Origin of the sequence: Xanthomonas axonopodis pv. maculifoliigardeniae, from assembly GCF_041519315.1 — a bacterium.
In the GTDB taxonomy this organism is placed as follows: Bacteria; Pseudomonadota; Gammaproteobacteria; order Xanthomonadales; family Xanthomonadaceae; genus Xanthomonas; species Xanthomonas euvesicatoria.
Genome location: NZ_CP167998.1, coordinates 3966632 through 3987134 on the forward strand (window position 1 = coordinate 3966632; position 20503 = coordinate 3987134).

18 protein-coding genes are annotated in these 20503 nt (G+C 63.9%); 11 read left to right on the forward strand and 7 right to left on the reverse strand.

Annotated elements, in window-relative coordinates; translation table 11 throughout:
* Positions 1–205: 205 nt before the first annotated feature.
* From rimI to pssA, 3 genes are read right to left on the reverse strand one after another with little or no spacing between them, the layout of a single operon-like run.
* Entirely contained in the window at positions 206–688 is a 483-nt protein-coding gene (gene rimI / locus ACDH77_RS16790) for a ribosomal protein S18-alanine N-acetyltransferase (protein ID WP_007964194.1), read from the reverse strand.
* Complete coding sequence (locus ACDH77_RS16795) at positions 685–1140, reverse strand: alanine acetyltransferase (RefSeq protein WP_031424388.1); 456 nt, start codon at positions 1138–1140, stop codon at positions 685–687. Before ACDH77_RS16795 ends, rimI begins: the two co-directional genes overlap by 4 nt.
* A 22-nt stretch (positions 1141–1162) precedes the next feature.
* Complete coding sequence (gene pssA, locus ACDH77_RS16800) at positions 1163–1936, reverse strand: CDP-diacylglycerol--serine O-phosphatidyltransferase (protein WP_008576987.1); 774 nt, start codon at positions 1934–1936, stop codon at positions 1163–1165.
* A 131-nt stretch (positions 1937–2067) separates the two neighbouring features.
* Between pssA and ACDH77_RS16805 the strand changes: the two genes are divergently transcribed.
* The 3 genes from ACDH77_RS16805 (at position 2068) to ACDH77_RS16815 (ending at position 5113) form a co-directional block, all read left to right on the forward strand.
* A complete protein-coding gene (locus tag ACDH77_RS16805; protein ID WP_372177228.1) occupies positions 2068–2469 on the forward strand; it encodes a DUF4124 domain-containing protein in 402 nt (133 codons plus the stop codon).
* A 344-nt stretch (positions 2470–2813) separates the two neighbouring features.
* Positions 2814–4508 (forward strand): proline--tRNA ligase, encoded by a 1695-nt coding sequence (locus ACDH77_RS16810; RefSeq protein ID WP_031424390.1) that lies wholly within the window; start codon positions 2814–2816, stop codon positions 4506–4508.
* A gap of 143 nt (positions 4509–4651) precedes the next feature.
* Positions 4652–5113, forward strand: a complete 462-nt coding sequence (locus ACDH77_RS16815) for an H-NS family nucleoid-associated regulatory protein (RefSeq protein ID WP_014091070.1) — start codon at positions 4652–4654, stop codon at positions 5111–5113.
* Between the two features lie 56 nt (positions 5114–5169).
* On the opposite strand, the gene ACDH77_RS16820 is transcribed toward ACDH77_RS16815, so the two are convergent.
* Complete coding sequence (locus ACDH77_RS16820; protein ID WP_008576981.1) at positions 5170–6429, reverse strand: threonine/serine exporter ThrE family protein; 1260 nt, start codon at positions 6427–6429, stop codon at positions 5170–5172.
* Between the two features lie 168 nt (positions 6430–6597).
* Here ACDH77_RS16820 and ACDH77_RS16825 point away from each other — a divergent pair, with 168 nt between their 5' ends.
* The 4 genes from ACDH77_RS16825 (at position 6598) to ACDH77_RS16840 (ending at position 10208) form a co-directional block, all read left to right on the forward strand.
* Positions 6598–7710, forward strand: coding sequence for an MlaE family ABC transporter permease (locus ACDH77_RS16825; protein ID WP_008576978.1), 1113 nt, complete (start codon positions 6598–6600; stop codon positions 7708–7710).
* 85 nt (positions 7711–7795) lie between these two features.
* The gene (locus tag ACDH77_RS16830) at positions 7796–8638 is read left to right on the forward strand and encodes an ABC transporter ATP-binding protein (RefSeq protein ID WP_029820283.1); all 843 of its coding nucleotides are present in this window, start codon (positions 7796–7798) and stop codon (positions 8636–8638) included.
* Between the two features lie 2 nt (positions 8639–8640).
* Positions 8641–9567, forward strand: a complete 927-nt coding sequence (locus tag ACDH77_RS16835) for an MlaD family protein (RefSeq protein WP_008576973.1) — start codon at positions 8641–8643, stop codon at positions 9565–9567.
* Positions 9564–10208, forward strand: coding sequence for an ABC-type transport auxiliary lipoprotein family protein (locus ACDH77_RS16840; RefSeq protein ID WP_031424419.1), 645 nt, complete (start codon positions 9564–9566; stop codon positions 10206–10208). Before ACDH77_RS16835 ends, ACDH77_RS16840 begins: the two co-directional genes overlap by 4 nt.
* A gap of 553 nt (positions 10209–10761) precedes the next feature.
* Here the strand turns inward: ACDH77_RS16840 and ACDH77_RS16845 are convergent.
* Entirely contained in the window at positions 10762–11361 is a 600-nt protein-coding gene (locus ACDH77_RS16845; RefSeq protein WP_008576968.1) for an alpha-ketoglutarate-dependent dioxygenase AlkB family protein, read from the reverse strand.
* Between the two features lie 115 nt (positions 11362–11476).
* Here ACDH77_RS16845 and ACDH77_RS16850 point away from each other — a divergent pair, with 115 nt between their 5' ends.
* Together ACDH77_RS16850 and ACDH77_RS16855 are read left to right on the forward strand one after the other, a co-directional pair.
* A complete protein-coding gene (locus ACDH77_RS16850) occupies positions 11477–13126 on the forward strand; it encodes an electron transfer flavoprotein-ubiquinone oxidoreductase (protein ID WP_031424421.1) in 1650 nt (549 codons plus the stop codon).
* 7 nt (positions 13127–13133) lie between these two features.
* Entirely contained in the window at positions 13134–15971 is a 2838-nt protein-coding gene (locus ACDH77_RS16855) for a rhamnan synthesis F family protein (protein ID WP_031424423.1), read from the forward strand.
* Positions 15972–15994: 23 nt separating this feature from the next.
* Here ACDH77_RS16855 and ACDH77_RS16860 read toward each other — a convergent pair whose 3' ends face one another.
* Both ACDH77_RS16860 and ACDH77_RS16865 read right to left on the reverse strand, forming a co-directional pair.
* Entirely contained in the window at positions 15995–16633 is a 639-nt protein-coding gene (locus ACDH77_RS16860) for a CoA transferase subunit B (RefSeq protein ID WP_031424425.1), read from the reverse strand.
* Positions 16633–17364 (reverse strand): CoA transferase subunit A, encoded by a 732-nt coding sequence (locus ACDH77_RS16865; RefSeq protein ID WP_008576961.1) that lies wholly within the window; start codon positions 17362–17364, stop codon positions 16633–16635. Before ACDH77_RS16865 ends, ACDH77_RS16860 begins: the two co-directional genes overlap by 1 nt.
* 134 nt (positions 17365–17498) lie before the next feature.
* Between ACDH77_RS16865 and ACDH77_RS16870 the strand changes: the two genes are divergently transcribed.
* Both ACDH77_RS16870 and ACDH77_RS16875 read left to right on the forward strand, forming a co-directional pair.
* Positions 17499–18845: a phosphomannomutase/phosphoglucomutase gene (locus ACDH77_RS16870; protein WP_029820288.1), complete on the forward strand. Its 1347-nt coding sequence runs from the start codon at positions 17499–17501 to the stop codon at positions 18843–18845.
* A 47-nt stretch (positions 18846–18892) separates the two neighbouring features.
* Entirely contained in the window at positions 18893–20296 is a 1404-nt protein-coding gene (locus ACDH77_RS16875; RefSeq protein WP_031424428.1) for a mannose-1-phosphate guanylyltransferase/mannose-6-phosphate isomerase, read from the forward strand.
* The last annotated feature ends 207 nt before the right edge of the window (positions 20297–20503 follow it).

The window sequence follows — 20503 nt, forward strand, 5'->3', positions numbered from 1 at the left end:
GCTGCGGACCTCATCAAGCCGCGTGGTAGTGCGCAAGACCAGCCCGTTGGGCAAGCGTGATACCGCACGCGCCATGCGCAGGTGCGTCATGCAACCGCTCAGCGCAAGCATCGAATCGAAAAACCATCAGCGCCGGCATCCAGCGCAGCAACCGCGCACCGCAGCGACGCCAACCAGCCGCATCCTCAACGACGAGTGCGTGCGCTCAGGAAAACCCTTCGAAGAACAATTCGATCGCCATCACCAACGCGTCTTCGCGCCCGGTGTGGGATGGGTAATAGCGCGGGCGCCGGCCGATTTCGTTGAAGCCTTCGGAGTGGTACAGCGCGATCGCCGATGGATTGGACGGGCGCACTTCCAGGAACGCGCGCCGCGCACCGCGATCGCAGGCGCCCTTGATCAGCGCGCGCAGCAACACGCGACCGTGTCCTTGCGATTGCGCCTCCGGTGCGATGCAGACGTTGAGCACGTGCGCCTCGTCGGCGGCGATACTGATCACGCCATAGCCGATGACACGGCCGCCCTGCTCCATCACCCAGCCGGGGTAGCCGGCCTGCAGGCAGTCGCGAAAGATGTTGCGCGTCCACGGAAATGGATAGGCGCGCAGCTCGATCTCCATCACCGCATCCAGGTCGCTCTCGCGCATGGCGCGCAGCGAGGTGGGTTGCGGCGCGTTCAATGCGCTCACGCCGGGTCCCGGCGCCGACGCAGCGCGCGCAGCTGCGGCCACAGCGCGCGCTTGGCGGCCGGATTGCCGCGCAGTTCCGCCAGCGGCCAGGAGGCCATCAAGGCCTGGGTCGCAGGATCGCCCGGATTGCAGCCGGACGCGCGCAGCAAGGCCATCTGCAGGCGATCCGGCATGCCGACACGGCTGCGCCGTTGCGGCGCCGACGCTGGCGCAGTGCTGGGCGCGCGGGGCGCTTGGGCCGGTGCCGCCGGTGCATTCCGCCGCGCAACGGGCGCATTGGCCGTTGCAGGGTACGGCGCACGCTCCATACGCGTCGGTGCGGCCGTGGGTGCGCGCTCGGCAACCTCGACAGGCGCCGGCAATGCATCGACCGCAGCGCGGTCCAGATACACGGTGTGCCCCAACGCCTGCAGATACGATACCTGCAGTTCGGACCACATCGGCTCGCTCATCGCCTCGCTCACAAAAACCGGCTCATGGCAGCTCGGGCACGCGCCGCCAGCGTCGCCACAACCACATCAACGGACCCGACAAGGCGTACAGAACCCCGATCACCAGCAACGAGCGCGCCAGATCGATCACCAACAGCGCAATCACCACCGTGGCGATCGCCAGCGCCAGGAACGGCACGCGGTCGGCACGCGGGCCGCGCGCGCCGCCCTTGAAGCTCCAGAACCGGATCCGGCTGACCATCAGCAACGCCGCCACCACCGTGACCGCCAGCGCCACATAGCGCAGCTGCTCGCCATCGAAGCCCAGGCTGTCGTCGGCGAAGGCCCAAACGAAGGACATCATCAGACCAGCCGCCGCCGGGCTGGCCAGGCCGATGAACCAGCGTTTGTCGACCACGCCGACCTGGGTGTTGAAGCGCGCCAGCCGCAGCGCCGCGCAGGCCGCATACAGGAAGGCAGCCGACCAACCGACCCGGCCCATCACGCTACTGTCGTACTTCAGTGCCGACAGCGACCAGTGGTACATCACCAGCGCGGGCGCCATGCCGAAGCTGACCAGATCGGCCAGCGAGTCGTACTGCACACCGAATTCGCTGCTGGTATTGGTCAGACGCGCCACCCTGCCATCCAGCCCGTCCATCACCGCAGCCACGAACACCGCCATGGCGGCCTGGACGAACTGCCCATTGGCGGCGGCGATGATGGCGTAAAAACCGGAAAACAGCCCGGCGGTGGTGAACAGGTTCGGCAGCAGGTAAATCGTGCGCGAGCGCGGGGGCGGTCTCATCTCATCCATCCGCCAAGTGTAGGGCCTGAGGTCTGTCCGGCGGTAGCGCGCTGGCTGGTTCAGCGCCCTGCGCGCCCATCACTTGCCAGCGCCCGCTGCGGATGCTGCAATCGCGGCGGGAATCATCCAGGGGAAGCCACATGCAGCTGTCGTCCGGGCTTTGCGCCCTGTTGATGCTGGTCAGCGCCGCCGCCGGCGCGACCGATCTTTATAAGTGGAAGGACGCCAAGGGCGTGACCCACTACACCGAAACCCCGCCACCGACCGGCCAGCGCTATGAAGCGCGCCGAATCGATGCGCGCAGCGGCACCGCCGCCATCGCTGCAGCAGAGACGGCCGCGCCCGAATCGGCCGACTGCCTCACCGCGCGCCGCAATCTGGAACTGCTCAGCGGCAAGGGCGAGGTCTCCATGGCGGCCGGCGCCGATGGCAAGCCTGGCGCCGTCCTGGACCAGGAAACCCGTGCGACCCAGAGGAACCTGGCCGACGCCGCCGTCAAGGCCTATTGCAAGCCGGCAGCCCCAGGCGGCCCGGCCACCTGAGCCGGGAAAAGCTCCCAGGGGGACGGGAGTTGCCGTCCCGCCGCAGGGCTGGGGTTCAGCGCCTGGTGCCGCGGCCACCGGCAGCGTCAGCGCGCCCGACCTGATGGCAACACATGCGTAGGTGGTAGAAAGCGTGCCCCCGGGGCCGCATGAGCGCCCGGCACCGGTGATGGATACGTGCGGACGACCGCGCGGCCTACGGCGCACATGCGCCGGCAAGCCTGCCATTCGAGCCGCCCCGCAGGGGCCTGCGCTGGCCAGCGACAGCCGGCAACGCGCGCCTGGCGATGACCGGCAGGGCGCGAGACTGGCAAACTAGCGGCTTTCCGCCCAAGCGAAGCCCGATGCGTCTTTCCCAGTTCCACCTGCACACCACCAAGGAAACCCCGGCCGACGCCGAGTTGGTCAGCCACCGTCTGATGCTGCGCGCGGGCATGATCCGCAAGCTGGCCTCCGGGCTGTACACCTGGTCGCCGCTGGGCCTGCGCGTGTTGCGCAAGGTCGAAGCCATCGTGCGCGAAGAGATGAACCGCGCCGGCGCAGTGGAAGTGCTGTTTCCCACCATCCAGCCGCGCGAGCTGTGGGACGCTACCGGGCGTTGGGAGAAGTTCGGCGGGCAGCTGCTCAAGATCAAGGACCGCAAGGAACAGGAGTTCTGCTACAGCCCCACCGCCGAAGAGGCCGCGGCCGAGTTCGCGCGCCAGGAAATCAACAGCTACAAGCAGCTGCCGCTGAATTTCTATCAGATCCAGACCAAATTCCGCGATGAGATCCGCCCGCGCTTCGGCGTGATGCGTGCGCGCGAGTTCCTGATGAAGGACGCGTATTCGTTCCATCTCACTGACGAGGACATGGCGCGCGAATACGACAACATGCGCGCCGCCTATACGCGTATCTTCACCCGCCTGGGACTGGATTTCCGCGCCGTGCAGGCCGATTCCGGCGCCATCGGCGGCGATGCATCGCAGGAATTCCACGTCATCGCCGACTCCGGCGAGGACTCGCTGGCGTTCTCCACCGGTTCCGATTACGCCGCCAACGTGGAAACCGCCAGTGCGGCACCGCCGGCCCCGCGCGCCGCGGCCAGCGAAGCAATGCAGCAGGTGGCAACGCCCACCCAGAAGACCTGCGAAGACGTGGCCCAGTTGCTCGGCATCGCGCTGCAGCGCACGGTCAAGTCGGTGGCGGTGATGACCCAGGCCGGCTTTGTGCTGGTACTGGTGCGTGGCGACCACGCGGTCAACGAGATCAAGCTGGCCAAGGTGCCCGGTCTGGCCGATTACCGCCTGGCCAACGAAAGCGAAATCCGCGAACACCTCGGCTGCGAGCCGGGCTTCCTGGGCCCGGTCAACACCGCGCGCCCGGTGCGCGTGGTGGCCGACCGCGATGTCGCCGCACTGGTCGATTTCGTGGTCGGCGCGAATGTGTCCGGCGCCCACCTGGTCGGCGTCAACTGGGGCCGCGACCTGCCCGAACCGGAAACCGTGGCCGATGTGCGCAACGTGGTCGAAGGCGAACGCGCGGCAGACGGCGGTGAACTGCGCCTGGCTCGCGGCATCGAGGTGGGCCATGTGTTCCAGCTTGGCAGCCAGTACGCGCAGGCGCTGCAAGCCACTGTCATCGACGAAGGCGGCAAGGCGGCGGTGATGAAGATGGGCTGCTACGGCATCGGCATTTCGCGCATCGTGGCCGCGGCGATCGAACAGAACCACGACGATGCCGGCATCATCTGGCCCGCGCCAATGGCGCCGTGGCAGGTGGTGGTCTGCGTGATCAATCCCAAGCAGGACCCACAGGTGCTCGCCGCCGCCCAGGCCTTGCTGGACCAATTGCTTGCCGCCGGCCTGGATGCCGCCCTGGACGATCGCGGACTGCGCCCGGGCGCCATGTTCGCCGATATGGAACTGCTGGGCATTCCGCATCGGGTGGTGGTCTCGGAACGTGGATTGGCGGCTGGCACATTTGAATATCGCGCCCGTACCGCCGATGCAGCGGAAAGCCTGGATAAAGCAGCGTTATTCTCCCGCCTGGCGCATTGATCAAACCCCGGGTATCGGCTTCAAATGGATGAACACAAAGCGCCGAATTATTTCGGCGCATTTGTCACACCGGTTTTCTCACTTTATGATGGCCACCGCTGCCATGGACCGGCATTCTTTTTCTCTCATCTTCCGGAGCAGTGATGTCGATCGATCTTAGTGGCCTGTCGGCCAAGCAGTTGAGCGCCCTGATCAAAAATGCAAAGAAGCAGCAGACCGTGGTTGCCAAGCGCGCGCCGATCGCCAAGGTCCGCACGCAGCTGGTCCGCGCTGCAAAAGCCCAGGGTTATTCCATCGAAGAATTGTTTGGCGCTTCTGCCAGTGCCGGTCCGGGCCGTCCGGCGGGTGCCGGCAAGCCGGGTCCGCGTGCCGGCCGCAAGCTGGGCAAGGTGCCGCCGAAGTATCGCAACCCCGCCAACGCCCAGGAAACCTGGACCGGCCGTGGCAAGCAGCCGCGCTGGCTGGCCGAGTTGACCGCCGCCGGCAAGAAGGTGGAAGACTTCCTGATCAGCAAGGTCGGCGGTGCGAAAAAAGCAACCGCCAAGAAGGCCTCGCCGCGCAAGGCCGTCACCAAGCGCGCCGCCAAGAAGTCCAAGGCTGCCTGATTCAAACCAATAAAAACGCCGGCCATGCCGGCGTTTTTATTGCGGGGTGTTTGCCCTTATAAATTCTTGCGGGCCGGAATGAGCAGATTGCCAAACAGCAATCCGGCCATCAATGCCATCACGATATTGGTCACCGCCAAGAGTGCGGCTTGTCCGACGCTGACATCCTGTTGCTGCACCAAGGTCAAAAAGCCACGCAAACTGACGCTCCCGGGAACCAGCATGATGATGCCGGGCAACCGGATCAGCGCACCGGGCTTGTGGACCACGCGCCCGAATAAATTGCCCGCAGCGGTCAATGCCATTGCCGAAGCGAATACCCCGGCCGGACCACCCCAGGCATGTCCTGCATAACGCGCGATGACATAACCTGACATGGCCGCCGCCATGATCCATAAATAATCGCGTCGATTGGCCTTGAACAGCACCGCGAACGCATAAGCGGCCACCACCAGCGAGGCCCATTCCACCCAGCCGGCCTGCGGCCGCAGCGCGGCCACCTGGGGATGCAGGCCAACCAGCTGGGTCAGGGTCACCGCAATGACCGCACCTACGGTCAGCTTGAGCACCGTGGTGACCGCACCGGCCAGACGCGCGGTGCCGGAGACCCAGTGCTGGCTGGCCAGCTCGTTGAACGCATTGGTCAATGACATGCCGGGCAGCAGCACCACCAGCGAGGCGATGATCACCGTGTTGAGGTTCAACGGCCCGATCAGCGAGGCCACCAGCGCGGCCACCACGCCCGCCAGCAGACCGGCCAGCGCCTCGCCGGCTTCCTTGGTGGCAGCGCGCTTGTCGGTGTACTGGGTGAGCAGGCCGATCGACATGCCGATCGCCCCGGCCGTGGCGATATCCAGCCATGGCAGCTTCCAGAGCCCGGCCACGCCGGCGGCGGCCAGCCCGAACGCCAGCACCTGCAGGGTCTTGCCGCGCCGGTCCACCTCGCGGTCCAGCCGGCGCAATGCGGTGTGTCCTTGCGCGATGCTCATGCGGCCGTTGGCCACGCTGTCGGCCACATAGTCGGCCACGCTGAGCTTGTAGAGATCGTTTTCGCCCGGCGCCAGGCGAATCACCCGGGTGATGTCGCTGGAACCGATCGCCTTGGTGGGGTCGCTGAAGCTCAGGATGATGCCGGTGGGGTTGGACCAGGGCTCGCAGTCCAGGCCCAGCTTCTGCGACAACCCCACCACCGCTGCTTCCAGCCGTTGCGCGGTGGTGCCATAGGAATGCAGGCGCCCGGCAATTTCGGACACGAAGGCGACGCGCTGGGCGTAGGTGGCGCTGGCGGACGGGAGGACGACGGTGGCAGCGGACATGCGTGGCGGGTCGGATCGGAGAAACGCCGTGTCCGGCGAGGCCGCCAGTGTATGCCGCAGCGCGCGTAGCCGGCGCCCTCATCGACGGCCATCGGCACACCGCTGTGGTTGCGTCCCCATCCGTCGCTCACATTGGCCCTGTATGCTGGCGCCACGGACAGGCCACCCATGATCAAACCGCAACCTCCACGCATCGAACAAGACTCGCAGGATCAGGCACAGGTCCGCCTCGCTGGCAGTTGGGTCCTGGCGACCGCCCTGCCTCAGGCAGAACTGCTGCAGGCCGTACCCGACGGGGTGCGCCGCATCGACGCGCGCGGCATCCAGCAGCTGGATTCGGCCGGCGTACTGCAGCTGCTGCGCTTTGCCGGCCGCATGGGCCTGAAGGAAGACGCGATCGATTTCCGCGATGAGCACCAGGCACTGGTGTGCACCATCGAGGAACTCAACGACGAGCGCCCCAAGCCCAAACGCGATTACGGCTTCGTCGCCGCGCTCGACCGCCTGGGCCGGGCCACGCATCGCGTCGGCCAGGACATCTTGGAGTTGAACAGTTTTCTGGGCGAAAACCTGGTCAAGATCATGCGGCTGATCCACGAGCCGCGGCGCTTCCGGCTAACCTCCACCGTGCATCACATGGAGCAGGTGGGCCTGGACGCGGTGCCGCTGGTGGTGCTGCTGTCGTATCTGGTGGGCGCGGTGATCGCCTTCCTGGGCTCGACCATCCTGCGCGACTTCGGTGCGGAAATTTACGTGGTGGAGCTGGTGTCCATCGCCTTCCTGCGCGAATTCGCGGTGCTGCTGACGGCAATTGTGTTGGCAGGCCGCACCGCCAGCGCCTTCACCGCGCAGATCGGCGCGATGAAATCGCGCGAGGAAGTGGACGCGATCCGCACCCTGGGCCTGGACCCGATCGACCTGCTGGTGATCCCGCGCCTGCTCGCGCTGATCTTCACCCTGCCGCTGCTGACCTTCATCGCGATGATCGCCGGCCTGGCCGGTGGCGTCACCGTGGGCGCGTTCGACCTGGATATTCCGCCGCAGATGTATCTGGCGCGCATGCACGAAACCATCCAGTTGCGGCATTTCCTGGTCGGGCTCTCGAAGGCGCCGCTGTTTGCGCTGGTGATCGGCCTGATCGGCTGCCTGGAAGGGCTCAAAGTCAGCGGCACCGCGCAATCGGTGGGCGAACGCACCACGTCCTCGGTGGTGCAGACGATTTCCCTGGTCATCATCCTCGACGCGATCGCGGCGTTGTGGTTCATGAAGATGGGGTGGTGATGAAGCCGGGATTAGACATGCGTGATTCGGGATTCGTACAAAGCCGCAGCGCGGCGCTTGCACTGGTATTGGAGAGGAAGGTGCTGTGACCACTCCCGAATCCCCACTCCCCAATCCCGGCCCACAGGCCGAGGCCGACGACGAACAGCTGGCGATTTCCGTGCGCGGGCTCACCAACCGTTTCGGTAGCCAGACCGTGCACGAAGACCTGGATCTGGATGTGCGGCGCGGCGAAATCCTCGGCGTGGTTGGCGGTTCGGGCACCGGCAAGTCGGTGCTGATGCGCAGCATCCTGGGCCTGCGCGAACCCGATGCCGGCAGCATCCAGGTGCTGGGCGCGGACGCGCGCTCGGACCGGTTCGCCGACCGCCAGCACATCACCCGCAACACCGGCGTGCTGTTTCAGGACGGGGCGCTGTTTTCGTCGATGACCGTGGGCGAAAACGTGCAGGTGCCGCTGAAGGAACACCATGGCGAGTTTCCCGAGCGCTGGTATTTCGAACTGGCGCTGCTGAAGATTAAGCTCGCCGGCCTGCCGGCCGATGCGCTGGACAAGCTGCCTTCGCAATTGTCCGGCGGCATGCGCAAGCGTGCCGGCCTGGCACGTGCGCTGGCGTTGGATCCACCGTTGCTGTTCCTGGACGAACCCACCGCAGGGCTGGATCCGATCGGTGCGGCCGCCTTCGACCGTCTGATCCGCACCTTGCAACAGGCCCTGGGCCTGACCGTGTTCCTGATCACCCACGACCTGGATACGCTGTACGCCATCTGCGACCGCATCGCGGTACTGGCCGATCGCAAGGTGATCGCCAACGCGCCGCTGGCCGAGGTCGAGCAGATCGATCACCCCTGGATCCAGGACTATTTTCACGGTCCGCGCGCCCGCGCCGCGCGCGCGGCCAAGACCGACTCCACCGAGACCGCCTGAGCATGGAAACCAAAGCCAATTACGTCCTGATCGGCGCCTTCACCATCGTGGCCGGCCTGGCCCTGCTGCTGTTCGGGCTATGGGCCGCCAAGTACTCCTCCGACCGCACCTGGCAGCAATACCGGGTGGTGTTCCGCGAGGCAGTGACCGGCCTGTCGGTCGGCAGCCCGGTGCAGTACAACGGCATCGCGGTCGGCTCGATCACCGAGCTGACCCTGGCGCCGAACGACCCGCGGCAGGTGGTCGCGCATGTGCGCGTCAACTCCACCACGCCGATCAAGAGCGACACCCGCGCCAAGCTGGCGATCACCAGTCTGACCGGCCCGTCGATCATCCAGCTCTCCGGCGGCACGCCCGAAGCGCCGGCGCTGACCAGCATCGACAAGAGCGACGCGCCGATCATCCAGACCACCCCGTCGGCGCTGCAGAACATCACCGACACCGCCAATCGCATCGTCGAGCGCATGGACCAGATGCTCTCGGACAAGAATGTGGCCAGCATTTCGGCCACGCTGCAGAACCTGGAGAAGATCAGCGGTGGCATCGCCGATCGCGACGAAGGCATGCAGGCACTGATCGTCAGCGCGCGCGACGCCGCGCGCAATCTGGACACCACCCTGACCACCACCAACGGCACCATCAAGCGGCTGGACCAGAACCTGGTACAGCAGCTGCCGGGCATCCTGGAAAAACTCGATGCCACCCTGGTCAAGCTGGATTCGGCCGCCGGCAATGCCGACAACATCCTTGGCGAGAACCGCGCGGCCATCAATAGTTTTGCCAACGATGGGCTGGGCCAGCTCGGCCCCACACTGACCGAATTGCGCGGCCTGATCCGCGACCTGCGCCGGGTCAGCGACAAACTGGACAACAACCCTGCGCGCTACCTGCTCGGCCGCGACGCACCCAAGGAGTTCGAACCGAAATGACTGCCATGCGTGTGTTGCGTCCCCTGCTGTGCGCCTCGTTGCTGGCGCTGGGCGGCTGCTCGGTGCTGACCGGCGGCGACCAGAAGCCGGCCACCATCTACGCCCCGACGGTGCGCGTGACGCCCAATCCCACCTGGCCGCAGGTGACCTGGCAGCTGGTGGTGGCCAAGCCCAGCGCCGCACGCGTCATTGACAGCCCGCGCATCAATGTGCGCCCGACCCCTGGCGAACTGCAGGTCTACCACGGCGCTGGCTGGGCACAGCCAGCCACCGACATGCTGGAAGACAGCGTGGTGCGCGCGTTCGAAGACTCCGGCAAGATCGCCGCGGTGGCCCATATCGGCACCGGCATCCGCTCGGACTACAAGCTGGCGATCGATCTGCGCCGCTTCGAATCCGATTACGCCGGCCAGTCGCTGCCCTCGGCCACGATCGAGCTCAACGCCAAATTGCTGCATTCGACCGACCAACGCGTGGTCGCCTCGCGCACCTTCCTGGTCGCGCGCCCGTCCACCGGCACCGATACCGCCGCAGTCGCGGTGGCTTTCGAGCAGGCGCTGACCCAGATCACCACCGAGCTGGTCGGCTGGACGCTAACCGCCGGGCAACAGGACAGCCAGAACGTGCCGCGTTCGTTGTAAGCGCAAGCGACAGGCTTGAAGCGGCTGACAGGCGACGTCACGCCGGTCTCTTGCAGAGCGGCTGATCTGTGCCATGGCTGCAGGGCGCTTACCCGCCCACCATCGCCAGCCACGCTGCAAGTACGTCCCTGCATGCTTCCTGGCGGCATCCATGCCGCCAAGGGCTCGGCGAGGCTAGGCGGGCAAGGACCAGTTGAGATGCTCGGTGTGCACAGCTTTCAAAAAAGCACGTAGCGGCTTCTCGACGCGGTCTGCTCGTTCTTCAACACAGCAGCCAGTCGACTGTCTGGGCGGGGCGTCCTCGCTCTTCAATCACGTCATCAATGCACTTTCTGGTGCGGTGTCCTTGCCGCTTGCGGGACCGTTGGCGGCATGGATACCGCCATCGAGCCCGCATGGATGGGTTCACGGCGTGTTCCGCAAGCGGTGAGGGAACCGCGCACTCGATCCACTCATCGTTTGACCTGGATTGCTGGTTGCGCCCACGCAAGCTGCGGCCGACACGCCCACCGGGCTCACTGCCCAGGCGAGCGCGCTGCAAGTTGCTAGCCGCTCATGGCTGGGACACGCGCACCGCGATCTGACGAAAGGTCAGATTGATGCGCTCGTCGACCGGCTTGGCGGTGCGCGGCAAAGCGTGTTTGTAGTGGCGCTGGGTGTCGCCGCCCATCAGCAACAGGTCGCCGTGACCGAGCTCCAGCATTTGCTTCAGGGCCGCATCGTCGCGGTGCTTGAACGCAAAGCGCCGCGTCGCACCCAGGCTCACCGAGGCAATCAATGGCTGCGCGCCCAGCTCAGGCTCGTCGTCGCTGTGCCAGCCCATCGCATCGCTGCCACTTCGGTAGCGATTGACCAGCACGCTGTTGAACCGGTGACCGGTTTCGTCCTCCAGCCGCATGCGCACGGGCTGCAGCACCTCCAGCCAGGGCTGTGGCGAGAACCGTGTGCCCGAGTAGCGATAGCTCGCCTCCGGATCGCCGATCCAGCTGCTCAGGCGCGGCGAATCCACCATGCGTCCGAACATCCGGATGCGGTGCACCTCCCAGTGCGCCTGCGCCAGCAGCGCCTGCATCAGCGCATCGGCCTGCGCGGGCGGCAGCCAACCGCGCCACCAGTTGATCTCCGCCCCCGGCAATGCCACCCGAATCTTCATGCCGGAAACGCTAGCACGCAGCCCGGCATGGCGCGGATGAATCGACCCGATTTGCCGCCGTCACATGCAATCCCGGAAAATGCGCAACAGCCATCGAGCCAACGGGAGCGGAGCAATGTCGGAAGCGGGAGTGGGCGCACACGCGTCAGAGGCGGTCGAGCGCGACGTCATGGAATACGACGTCGTCACCGTCGGTGCCGGTCCGGCCGGGCTGTCGTTCGCGATCCGGCTCAAGCAGCTCGATCCGAACATCAGCGTCTGCGTGATCGAAAAATCCAGCACCATCGGCGCGCATATCCTCTCCGGTGCGGTGATCGAGCCCGGCCCGCTGGATGCATTGCTGCCAGGCTGGCGCGACAATCCGCCGCCGATCTGCGTGGCGGCCACCGACGACGAATTCTGGTTCCTCGGCAAGGACAGCGCACGCAAGTTCCCGGTGGTGCCGCCGGGCATGCGCAACCATGGCAACTTCATCGTCAGCCTGGGCGCGATGTGCGCCTGGCTGGCGCCGCAGGCCGAAGCGCTGGGCGTGGAAATCTATCCAGGGTTCGCCGCCGCCGAAACGCTGCACGACGACAGCGGCCAGGTGGTGGGCGTGCGCATTGGCGACATGGGTATTGCAAAAGACGGCACGCACAAGCCCGGCTACACCGCCGGCATCGACATCCGCGCCAAGGTCACCGTGCTGGCCGAAGGCGCGCGTGGCCACCTGACCAAGCGGCTGCTCAAGCGCTTCGACCTCACCGCCGACAGCGACCCGCAAGGCTATTCGATCGGCATCAAGGAGCTGTGGCAGGTGCCCGAAGGCCGCGTCACGCCCGGCAAGATCGTGCACACCATTGGCTGGCCAGCCGACAACCGCACCTACGGCGGCAGCTTCGTCTATCACCTGGACAACAACCAGATCGCGCTCGGTTATGTGAGCGGGCTGGACTACAGCGACCCGGCCTACCAACCGTGGGAAGCCTTCCAGCAATGGAAGAACCACCCCATGATCAAGCCGCTGCTGGAAGGTGGCAGCATTGTGTCTGCCGGCGCCCGCGCACTGGTCAGCGGCGGTTGGCAATCGCTGCCGAGAGTGGACATGCCCGGCGCCTTGCTCATCGGCGACACCGCTGGCCTGCTCAACGTACCCAAGATCAAGGGCACCCACCAGGCGATCCGCAGCGGCATGCTGGCCGCCGAACACCTGGTGCAATCGCAGCTGGCGCCGCAGGGCTTCGATGCCAGATTGCGCGCCTCCGAGGTCATGGCCGAGCTGAAGCAAGTCCGCAACATCAAGCCCGGTTTCAAGAAGGGCCTGTGGTTCGGCCTACTCAACGCGGCCTGGGAAACCGCGCTCAAGGGCGCTTCGCCGTGGACGCTGAAGAACAAACCCGACTGGTCGGCGCTGCACAAGCTCGGCGAGTACGAACAGCCCAAGCGCGACTACGTCACCCGCGACCTCGCCCCGCGCGATCGCCTGCAAGCCGTGTATTTCGCCGCCACCGAGCACGATGAAGACCAGCCGGTACATCTGAAGGTGTTGGACACCGATGTATGCGCCACCCGCTGCGTGACCGAATACGACAACCCCTGCACCCGTTTCTGCCCGGCCAACGTCTACGAAATGGTCGCAGACACCGCCAGCCCCTCCGGCAAGCGTCTGCAGATCAACGCGGCCAACTGCGTGCACTGCAAGACCTGCGACATCAAGGACCCGTACGAAATCATCACCTGGGTCACGCCGGAGGGTGGTTCGGGTCCGAACTACCAGAATCTGTGAATAACGAATGGCAAACCGCGTGACTGGCAGCCTCACCAAACTCCTGGCTGCGACGCGCCGTTCTGTAGAGCTGCATGGTGGCGGTTTTTCCGGTGCAACTGCGGTCGCAACGCGCGCATTCAAAGTGATTCGTGCCCTGGGACTACGCGGCTTTCTAAAACGAGTTCGATTGGCTGGGCGCAAGCAGCCGGCGGCTCAATGGATGTCGGAACAAGCGCCATTTGGCAGGCCAGTACCTTTGCCGCAGTTGCAGCTAAAGGTGGGCGTGATGGTGCACGTCTTCTATCCGGACCTCATCGACGAACTCGCACAGTCGCTCCAGTACATGCCAATTGGCTATGACCTGCTCGTCTCTGTAATGGACGAAGCAGCCGAAGCCCTAGCGAGAAACCGCTTTTCAAAGCTGCAGCGGATCGAGAATCTGGATATCCGCATCGTACCTAATCGTGGACGTGACATCGCACCGCTTCTGGTGACGTTCCGCGAGGAGATACTAGTGCTGGATGTCGTCTGCCACCTGCATACAAAGAAATCTTTGTACACGGGTAGCGAGCAAGGTGATTGGCGTCGGTATCTAATGTCGTCCCTGATGGGCAACGCGGAACGTATCGTGTGGCAACTTGGCATGTTTCAGGCTGAGCCACGCCTTGGCATGCTCTACCCTGAGAGTTACGAACGCGTTCCTCTTTGGGCACATACCTGGCTTAGTAATTTTGAAATGTGTCGCATGCTGGCCCAGCGACTCGGATTCGATATCCATGCGTCGGAATATATCGACTTCCCTGCGGGATCGATGTTCTGGGCGAAAGTGGATGCATTGAGGCCGTTGTACGCGCTGAATCTGGAACTCAAAGACTTCCCTGAAGAGCACGGACAGATCGACGGCACCCTGCACCACGCGATGGAGCGTATGTTCGTTGCTGTTGTGCGTCATCAGCACTTTCGAGTGGGAATATTGCCGCAAGACGGAACACTGTCACTCAGTGGCGAGGGCGAACGCAACTGGCAGGCTTCGTTTGACGCGCCGATTGCCACGCGATTAACACTATCCTCTCTTCAGGCTCGACTAGTGTCGCTGGATATCTTCGACACATTGGTAGTGCGGCCATTCCTGTTTCCTGCAGGTGCCCGCGCCTATCTTGCCCACTTGTTAGCGGGTCGGTTCGGGGTCGTAAATTTCCTTGAACTCCGTGAACTTGCCGAGTCCAAAGCACGCCATCAAGCTGGCGCCGATGTCGACCTGTCAACCATCTACGCGACGCTGTCTGGCCTGTCCGATGCGAAAGGACTTCCAATCGATGCAATTCAGGCATCGGAAGTGGCCCTGGAAACTGCCTTACTACGACCACGGCAAGGTGTGATCGCAGCAGTCAGCGGCTTGCAACGACGTGGTATCCGCTTGGTTGCGCTTTCGGACATGTATCTAGGTAGCACGTTGCTGAAGCAGGCACTCCCCTACGAGGTCGCCGCACTGCCAGCTGCTTGGTATGTGTCATGCGAGACAGGTTGGCGCAAGGATGCTGACAGTGCCTGGAGGCAGCTGCCGAAGATCGAAAAAATAGATCCTTCACAGTGGCTACATGTCGGTGATAATGAACAGGCGGATATTCAGCGCCCACAGATGCATGGCTTGTTGACGCCCGTGCATGTCATCCGTCCATCCGCGCTATTGGAGATTATTCCCGGATTGCGCTCGCTTAGGCCAGCCTCAGGTGCAGCAACGCGATGGCAGGATCAATTGTGGCTCGGCTTACTGGCAAATCGTTTCGCCGACCTAGCCGACCAGCAACCTGAGACTTTGAGGCCAGTGCCGATTCTTTCCCCAGCATGTCTTGGCTATGTAGTGCTCGGCCCACTGATCTTCGATTACCTTGCTTGGCTGATCCGCTTGGCAACCCAAAGCAACACCGAAACGATCTTATTCTTGAGTCGAGAAGGTCATTTACTGCAGCAGGGGTTTGACCTAATAAGGCAAGCTTGTCCTTCATTACAGCAGCTGTGTGGCAAGTATCTGCTCGCATCGCGCCGGGGAACCGGAACACCATCGCTGCATGCACCGGATGATCTTGGATTGCTTCTGGACAGCACTTATACCGGAACGCTGAGCGGCCTTATACAGGCGCGTCTAGGTGGTCGTGCAGCGGATATTTTGGAACGCCGCTTAGGGCGCCCGGCGATGCAACGCGATGTCTATCTGCCGGAGATGCACGCCGAGCTTGTGGAACTCATTACCCCAGCCATTAACGAATTACTGTCGCTTGCGGAAACTGAAAGGGCGGCTTATCTGCATTATTGGAGAGCTACCGTAGGTGACGGTGCTGCCATGGTAGCGGACATAGGGTACTCAGGCAGCATCCAATCCAACCTCACACGGTTGACCGGCAAGCCACTGGGTGGCGCTTATTTTGCATTGAATGCGCGCGCCGCAAAGATCACTAACCAGAGCTGGGCTGCTGCCCGCTATTTCGATGGGCGTACCGAAGGTGATCCGGATCAATCTACGCTCCTGCGTCACGATCTGCTTTTGGAGACACTTCTCACTGCTCCCTCACCGCAGTTTTCGTACTTCACGAGCACCTCCGAGGTTCCAACTGCGGTCTACGCCACTCCAGAGCTATCGCCGACGCAGTGGGCGACAATCGCGCAGGTGCATGAAGGCGCGCTAGCTTTTATTGCAGATGTCTGCAGAGTCACCCAAGAAGAAAGCTATCTACTGGAATTTGAACGCACTTCGATCCAGATCCCACTACACTGCATCGGTTCCGCCTGCTGGCAGGCGCCATGGCTGGCGGACCTGCAACTCGACGATCACTTTACCGGTCGCGGATTGATTAAGGCCGGATGACCTAACGGTCATCCGGCTTCGCCTTACGACTGAGATGCCAAGATTTCAACGCCCGTCTTGTGGCGCAACTCGTCCAACTCCACTCCGTCTGCCGCCTCCACCAGCACCAATCCATCTGCAGTGACATCGAACACTGCCAGATCGGTAATGATGCGGTCCACCACGCCGACACCGGTCAGTGGCAGGTCGCATTCGCGCAAGATCTTATGGCTTCCGTCCTTGGCGACGTGCTCCATCAACACCACCACGCGTTTGACGCCGGCCACCAGATCCATTGCACCGCCCATGCCCTTGACCATCTTGCCGGGCACCATCCAGTTGGCCAGATCGCCACGGTCGGTGACCTGCATTGCGCCGAGAATCGCCAGGTCGATGTGGCCGCCACGGATCATCGCGAATGAATCGTGGCTGCCGAAATAGCTGGCACCGGCGCGGGCGGTCACGGTCTGCTTGCCTGCATTGATCAGGTCTGCATCCACTTCGTCTTCGCTTGGAAACGGGCCGATGCCAAGCAGGCCGTTCTCCGACTGCAGCCACACATCCACACCGTCGGGGATGTGGTTGGCGACCAGCGTCGGCAGGCCGATGCCCAGGTTGACGTAGGCACCATCGGTCAGTTCGCGTGCCGCGCGTGCGGCCATCTGGTCTCTGGTCCAGGCCATCACTGCTGTCCTTCGCGCACGGTGCGCTGTTCGATGCGTTTTTCCGGCGTGGCGTTGAGCACCAGGCGGTCCACGTAAATGCCGGGCAGATGCACCTGATCCGGATCGATATCGCCCAGCTCCACGATGTCCTCGACCTCGGCGATGCACACGCGTCCAGCCATGGCGCAGGCGGGATTGAAATTGCGCGCGGTCTTACGGAATACCAGGTTGCCGGCGGTATCGGCGCGCCATGCCTTGACCAGCGCCACGTCGGCCTGCAACGCGGTTTCAAGCACGTAATGCTTGCCGTCGAATTCGCGCGTTTCCTTGCCCTGGGCCACGATCGTGCCGTAGCCGGTGGCAGTGTAAAACGCAGGAATGCCCGCGCCACCGGCGCGCAAACGCTCGGCCAGGGTGCCTTGCGGATTGAACTCCAGCTCGAGCTCGCCCGCCAGGTATTGGCGTTCGAATTCCTTGTTTTCGCCCACGTAGGACGAAATCATCTTGCGGATCTGCCGGGTGGCCAATAATTGACCAAGCCCGAATCCGTCGACGCCGGCGTTGTTCGAGATCACGGTCAACCCGCCGATCCCACTGTCGCGCACGGCTGCAATCAATGCCTCCGGGATTCCACACAACCCAAAGCCGCCCACCGCCAGGGTCTGACCATTGGCCAATACCCCGTCCAGTGCTGCCTTGGCATCGGCATAGCGTTTGCCGCTTGCCGCACCACGTCCGTCACTGCGCATCACCGCCCTCACCTCGCTGATGTGAAGCGCCCATTCTATCCGCTGACTGTTCCCTGTCCCCGGTCGCAATTCCGCCACACCCAAGACACGACGCAGCCGCTAAACTCGGGCGTCCCCCACTTCAGGATTTGCCCATGACGCTACCCGCCTTCAAGGCCTACGACATTCGCGGCCGTGTGCCGGATGAACTCAACGAGGACTTGGCCCGCCGCATCGGCGTGGCGCTGGCGGCGCAACTGGATCAAGGGCCGGTGGTCCTGGGCCACGACGTGCGCCTGGCCAGCCCGGCGCTGCAGGAAGCGCTTTCGGCGGGCCTGCGCGCCAGTGGCCGTGAAGTGATCGACATCGGCCTGTGCGGCACCGAGGAAGTCTATTTCCAGACCGATTACCTCAAGGCCGCCGGCGGCGTGATGGTGACCGCCAGTCACAACCCGATGGACTACAACGGGATGAAGCTGGTCCGCGAGCAAGCGCGACCGATCAGCTCGGATACCGGTCTGTTCGCCATCCGCGACACGGTCGCGGCCGATACCGCAGCGCCTGGCGAGCCCACCGCCAGTGAGCAGAGCCGCACCGACAAGACCGCGTACCTGGAGCACCTGCTCAGCTACGTGGACCGCAGCACGCTCAAGCCGCTCAAGCTGGTGGTCAATGCCGGCAACGGCGGCGCCGGTCTGATCGTCGACTTGCTTGCGCCGCATCTGCCGTTCGAATTCGTGCGCGTGTTCCATGAGCCCGATGGCAACTTCCCCAACGGCATCCCCAACCCGTTGCTGCCGGAAAACCGTGACGCCACCGCCAAGGCGGTCAAGGACAACGGCGCCGATTTCGGTATCGCGTGGGACGGCGACTTCGACCGTTGTTTCTTCTTCGATCACACCGGCCGCTTCATCGAAGGCTATTACCTGGTCGGCCTGCTGGCCCAGGCGATCCTGGCCAAGCAGCCGGGCGGCAAGGTCGTGCACGACCCGCGCCTGACCTGGAACACGGTCGAGCAGGTCGAAGAAGCCGGCGGCATTCCGGTGCTGTGCAAGAGTGGCCATGCCTTCATCAAGGAAAAGATGCGCAGCGAAAATGCCGTCTACGGCGGCGAGATGAGCGCACACCACTATTTTCGCGAGTTCGCCTACGCTGACTCCGGCATGATTCCGTGGCTGCTGATCGCCGAACTGGTGTCGCAGTCGGGCCGTTCGCTGGCCGATCTGGTCGAAGCGCGCATGCAGAAATTCCCCTGCAGCGGCGAGATCAACTTCAAGGTGGCCGATGCCAAGGCCTCCGTTGCCCGCGTGATGGAGCATTACGCGTCGTTGTCGCCGGAGCTGGATTACACCGACGGCATCAGCGCCGATTTTGGCCAATGGCGTTTCAACCTGCGGAGCTCCAATACCGAGCCGCTGCTGCGCCTAAACGTGGAAACGCGCGGCGATGCCGCACTGCTGGAAACGCGTACGCAGGAAATTTCTGACCTGTTGCGCGGCTGATTGACCCCTCTCCCACCCATAGACGCACTTTGGAGTTTCCCCCGCCCATGAGCGACGTCCTACCCATTATCTTGTCCGGCGGCTCCGGCACGCGCCTGTGGCCGCTGTCGCGCGAGTCCTATCCCAAGCAGTTCCTGCCGCTGGTCGGCGACAAGAGCATGCTGCAGTCGACCTGGCTGCGCGCGGCTCCCGTCGCAGGTCACGCCCCCATCGTGGTCGCCAATGAAGAACACCGCTTCATGGCCGCCGAGCAGTTGCAGCAGTTAGGCGTGAAGCCTTCGGCCATCCTGCTGGAGCCCAAGGGACGCAACACGGCGCCGGCAATTGCCGTTGCAGCGCTGGAAGCGACCCGCGACGGTGCCGACCCGCTATTGCTGGTGCTGCCTTCCGACCACGTCATTCAGAACGAGGCTGCGTTCCAGGCGGCAGTGACCTTGGCAGCGACTGCTGCCGAGCAAGGCAAGCTGGTGACCTTCGGCATCAAGCCGACTGCGCCCGAAACCGGCTATGGCTATATCAAGGCCGGCGCCGGTACCGGTGCAAGCGCAGTCGAGCGCTTCGTCGAGAAGCCCGACCTCGCCACCGCACAAAGCTACCTGGCAAGCGGCGAGTACTACTGGAACAGCGGCATGTTCCTGTTCCGTGCGTCGCGTTACCTGGAAGAGCTGCGCAAGTTCCATCCCGCCATTGCCGATGCGTGCCAGAAGGCGTGGGAAAACGGCAAGCGCGACGCCGATTTCACCCGTCTGGACAAGGACGCCTTCGCCGCCAGCCCGTCGGATTCGATCGATTATGCCGTGATGGAAAAGACCGCCGATGCGGTTGTGGTGCCCTTGGACGCGGGCTGGAACGACGTCGGTTCGTGGTCTTCGCTGCGGGATGTTTCCAGCCAGGATGCGCAAGGCAACGCGCACCATGGCGACGTGATCCAGCTCGATTGCCAGAACACGTATGCGTACGGCTCGCGCCTGATCGCCATGGTTGGGCTTGAGGATGTGGTGGTCGTTGAAACGCCGGACGCCGTGCTGGTCGGCCACCGCGACCGCATCCAGGAGGTCAAGGACATCGTCAGCCAGATCAAGACCGCTGGCCGTTCCGAGGCCACCTGGCATCGCAAGGTCTATCGTCCATGGGGCGCTTACGATTCCATCGACATGGGCCAACGCCACCAGGTCAAGCGCATCACCGTCAAACCCGGTGCAGTGCTGAGCCTGCAGATGCATCACCACCGCGCCGAACACTGGATCGTGGTGAGCGGCACGGCCGAAGTGACGCGTGGCGAAGAAGTGCTGCTGCTGACCGAAAACCAGAGCACCTACATCCCGCTGGGCGTCACCCATCGCTTGCGCAATCCGGGCAAGCTGCCGCTGGAATTGATCGAGGTGCAGTCCGGCAGCTATCTGGGCGAAGACGATATCGTGCGCTTCGAAGACACCTACGGCCGCGCTTGATCGCGCGTCTCACCGTAGACGGCAATATCGACGGCGGCCTTCGGCCGCCGTCCTGCGTTATCCGTGGCCACGTTTATCGCGATACGGCGCGCGCGCGGATCAGAGGCCACACGCCTCATTGGCTGTGTCGCACACCTGTGAATGCGGGCAACGCAGCTGCATCGCCCACGGTTCGCCACCGCGGGTACCTGCCTGCGAGGCGGTAAA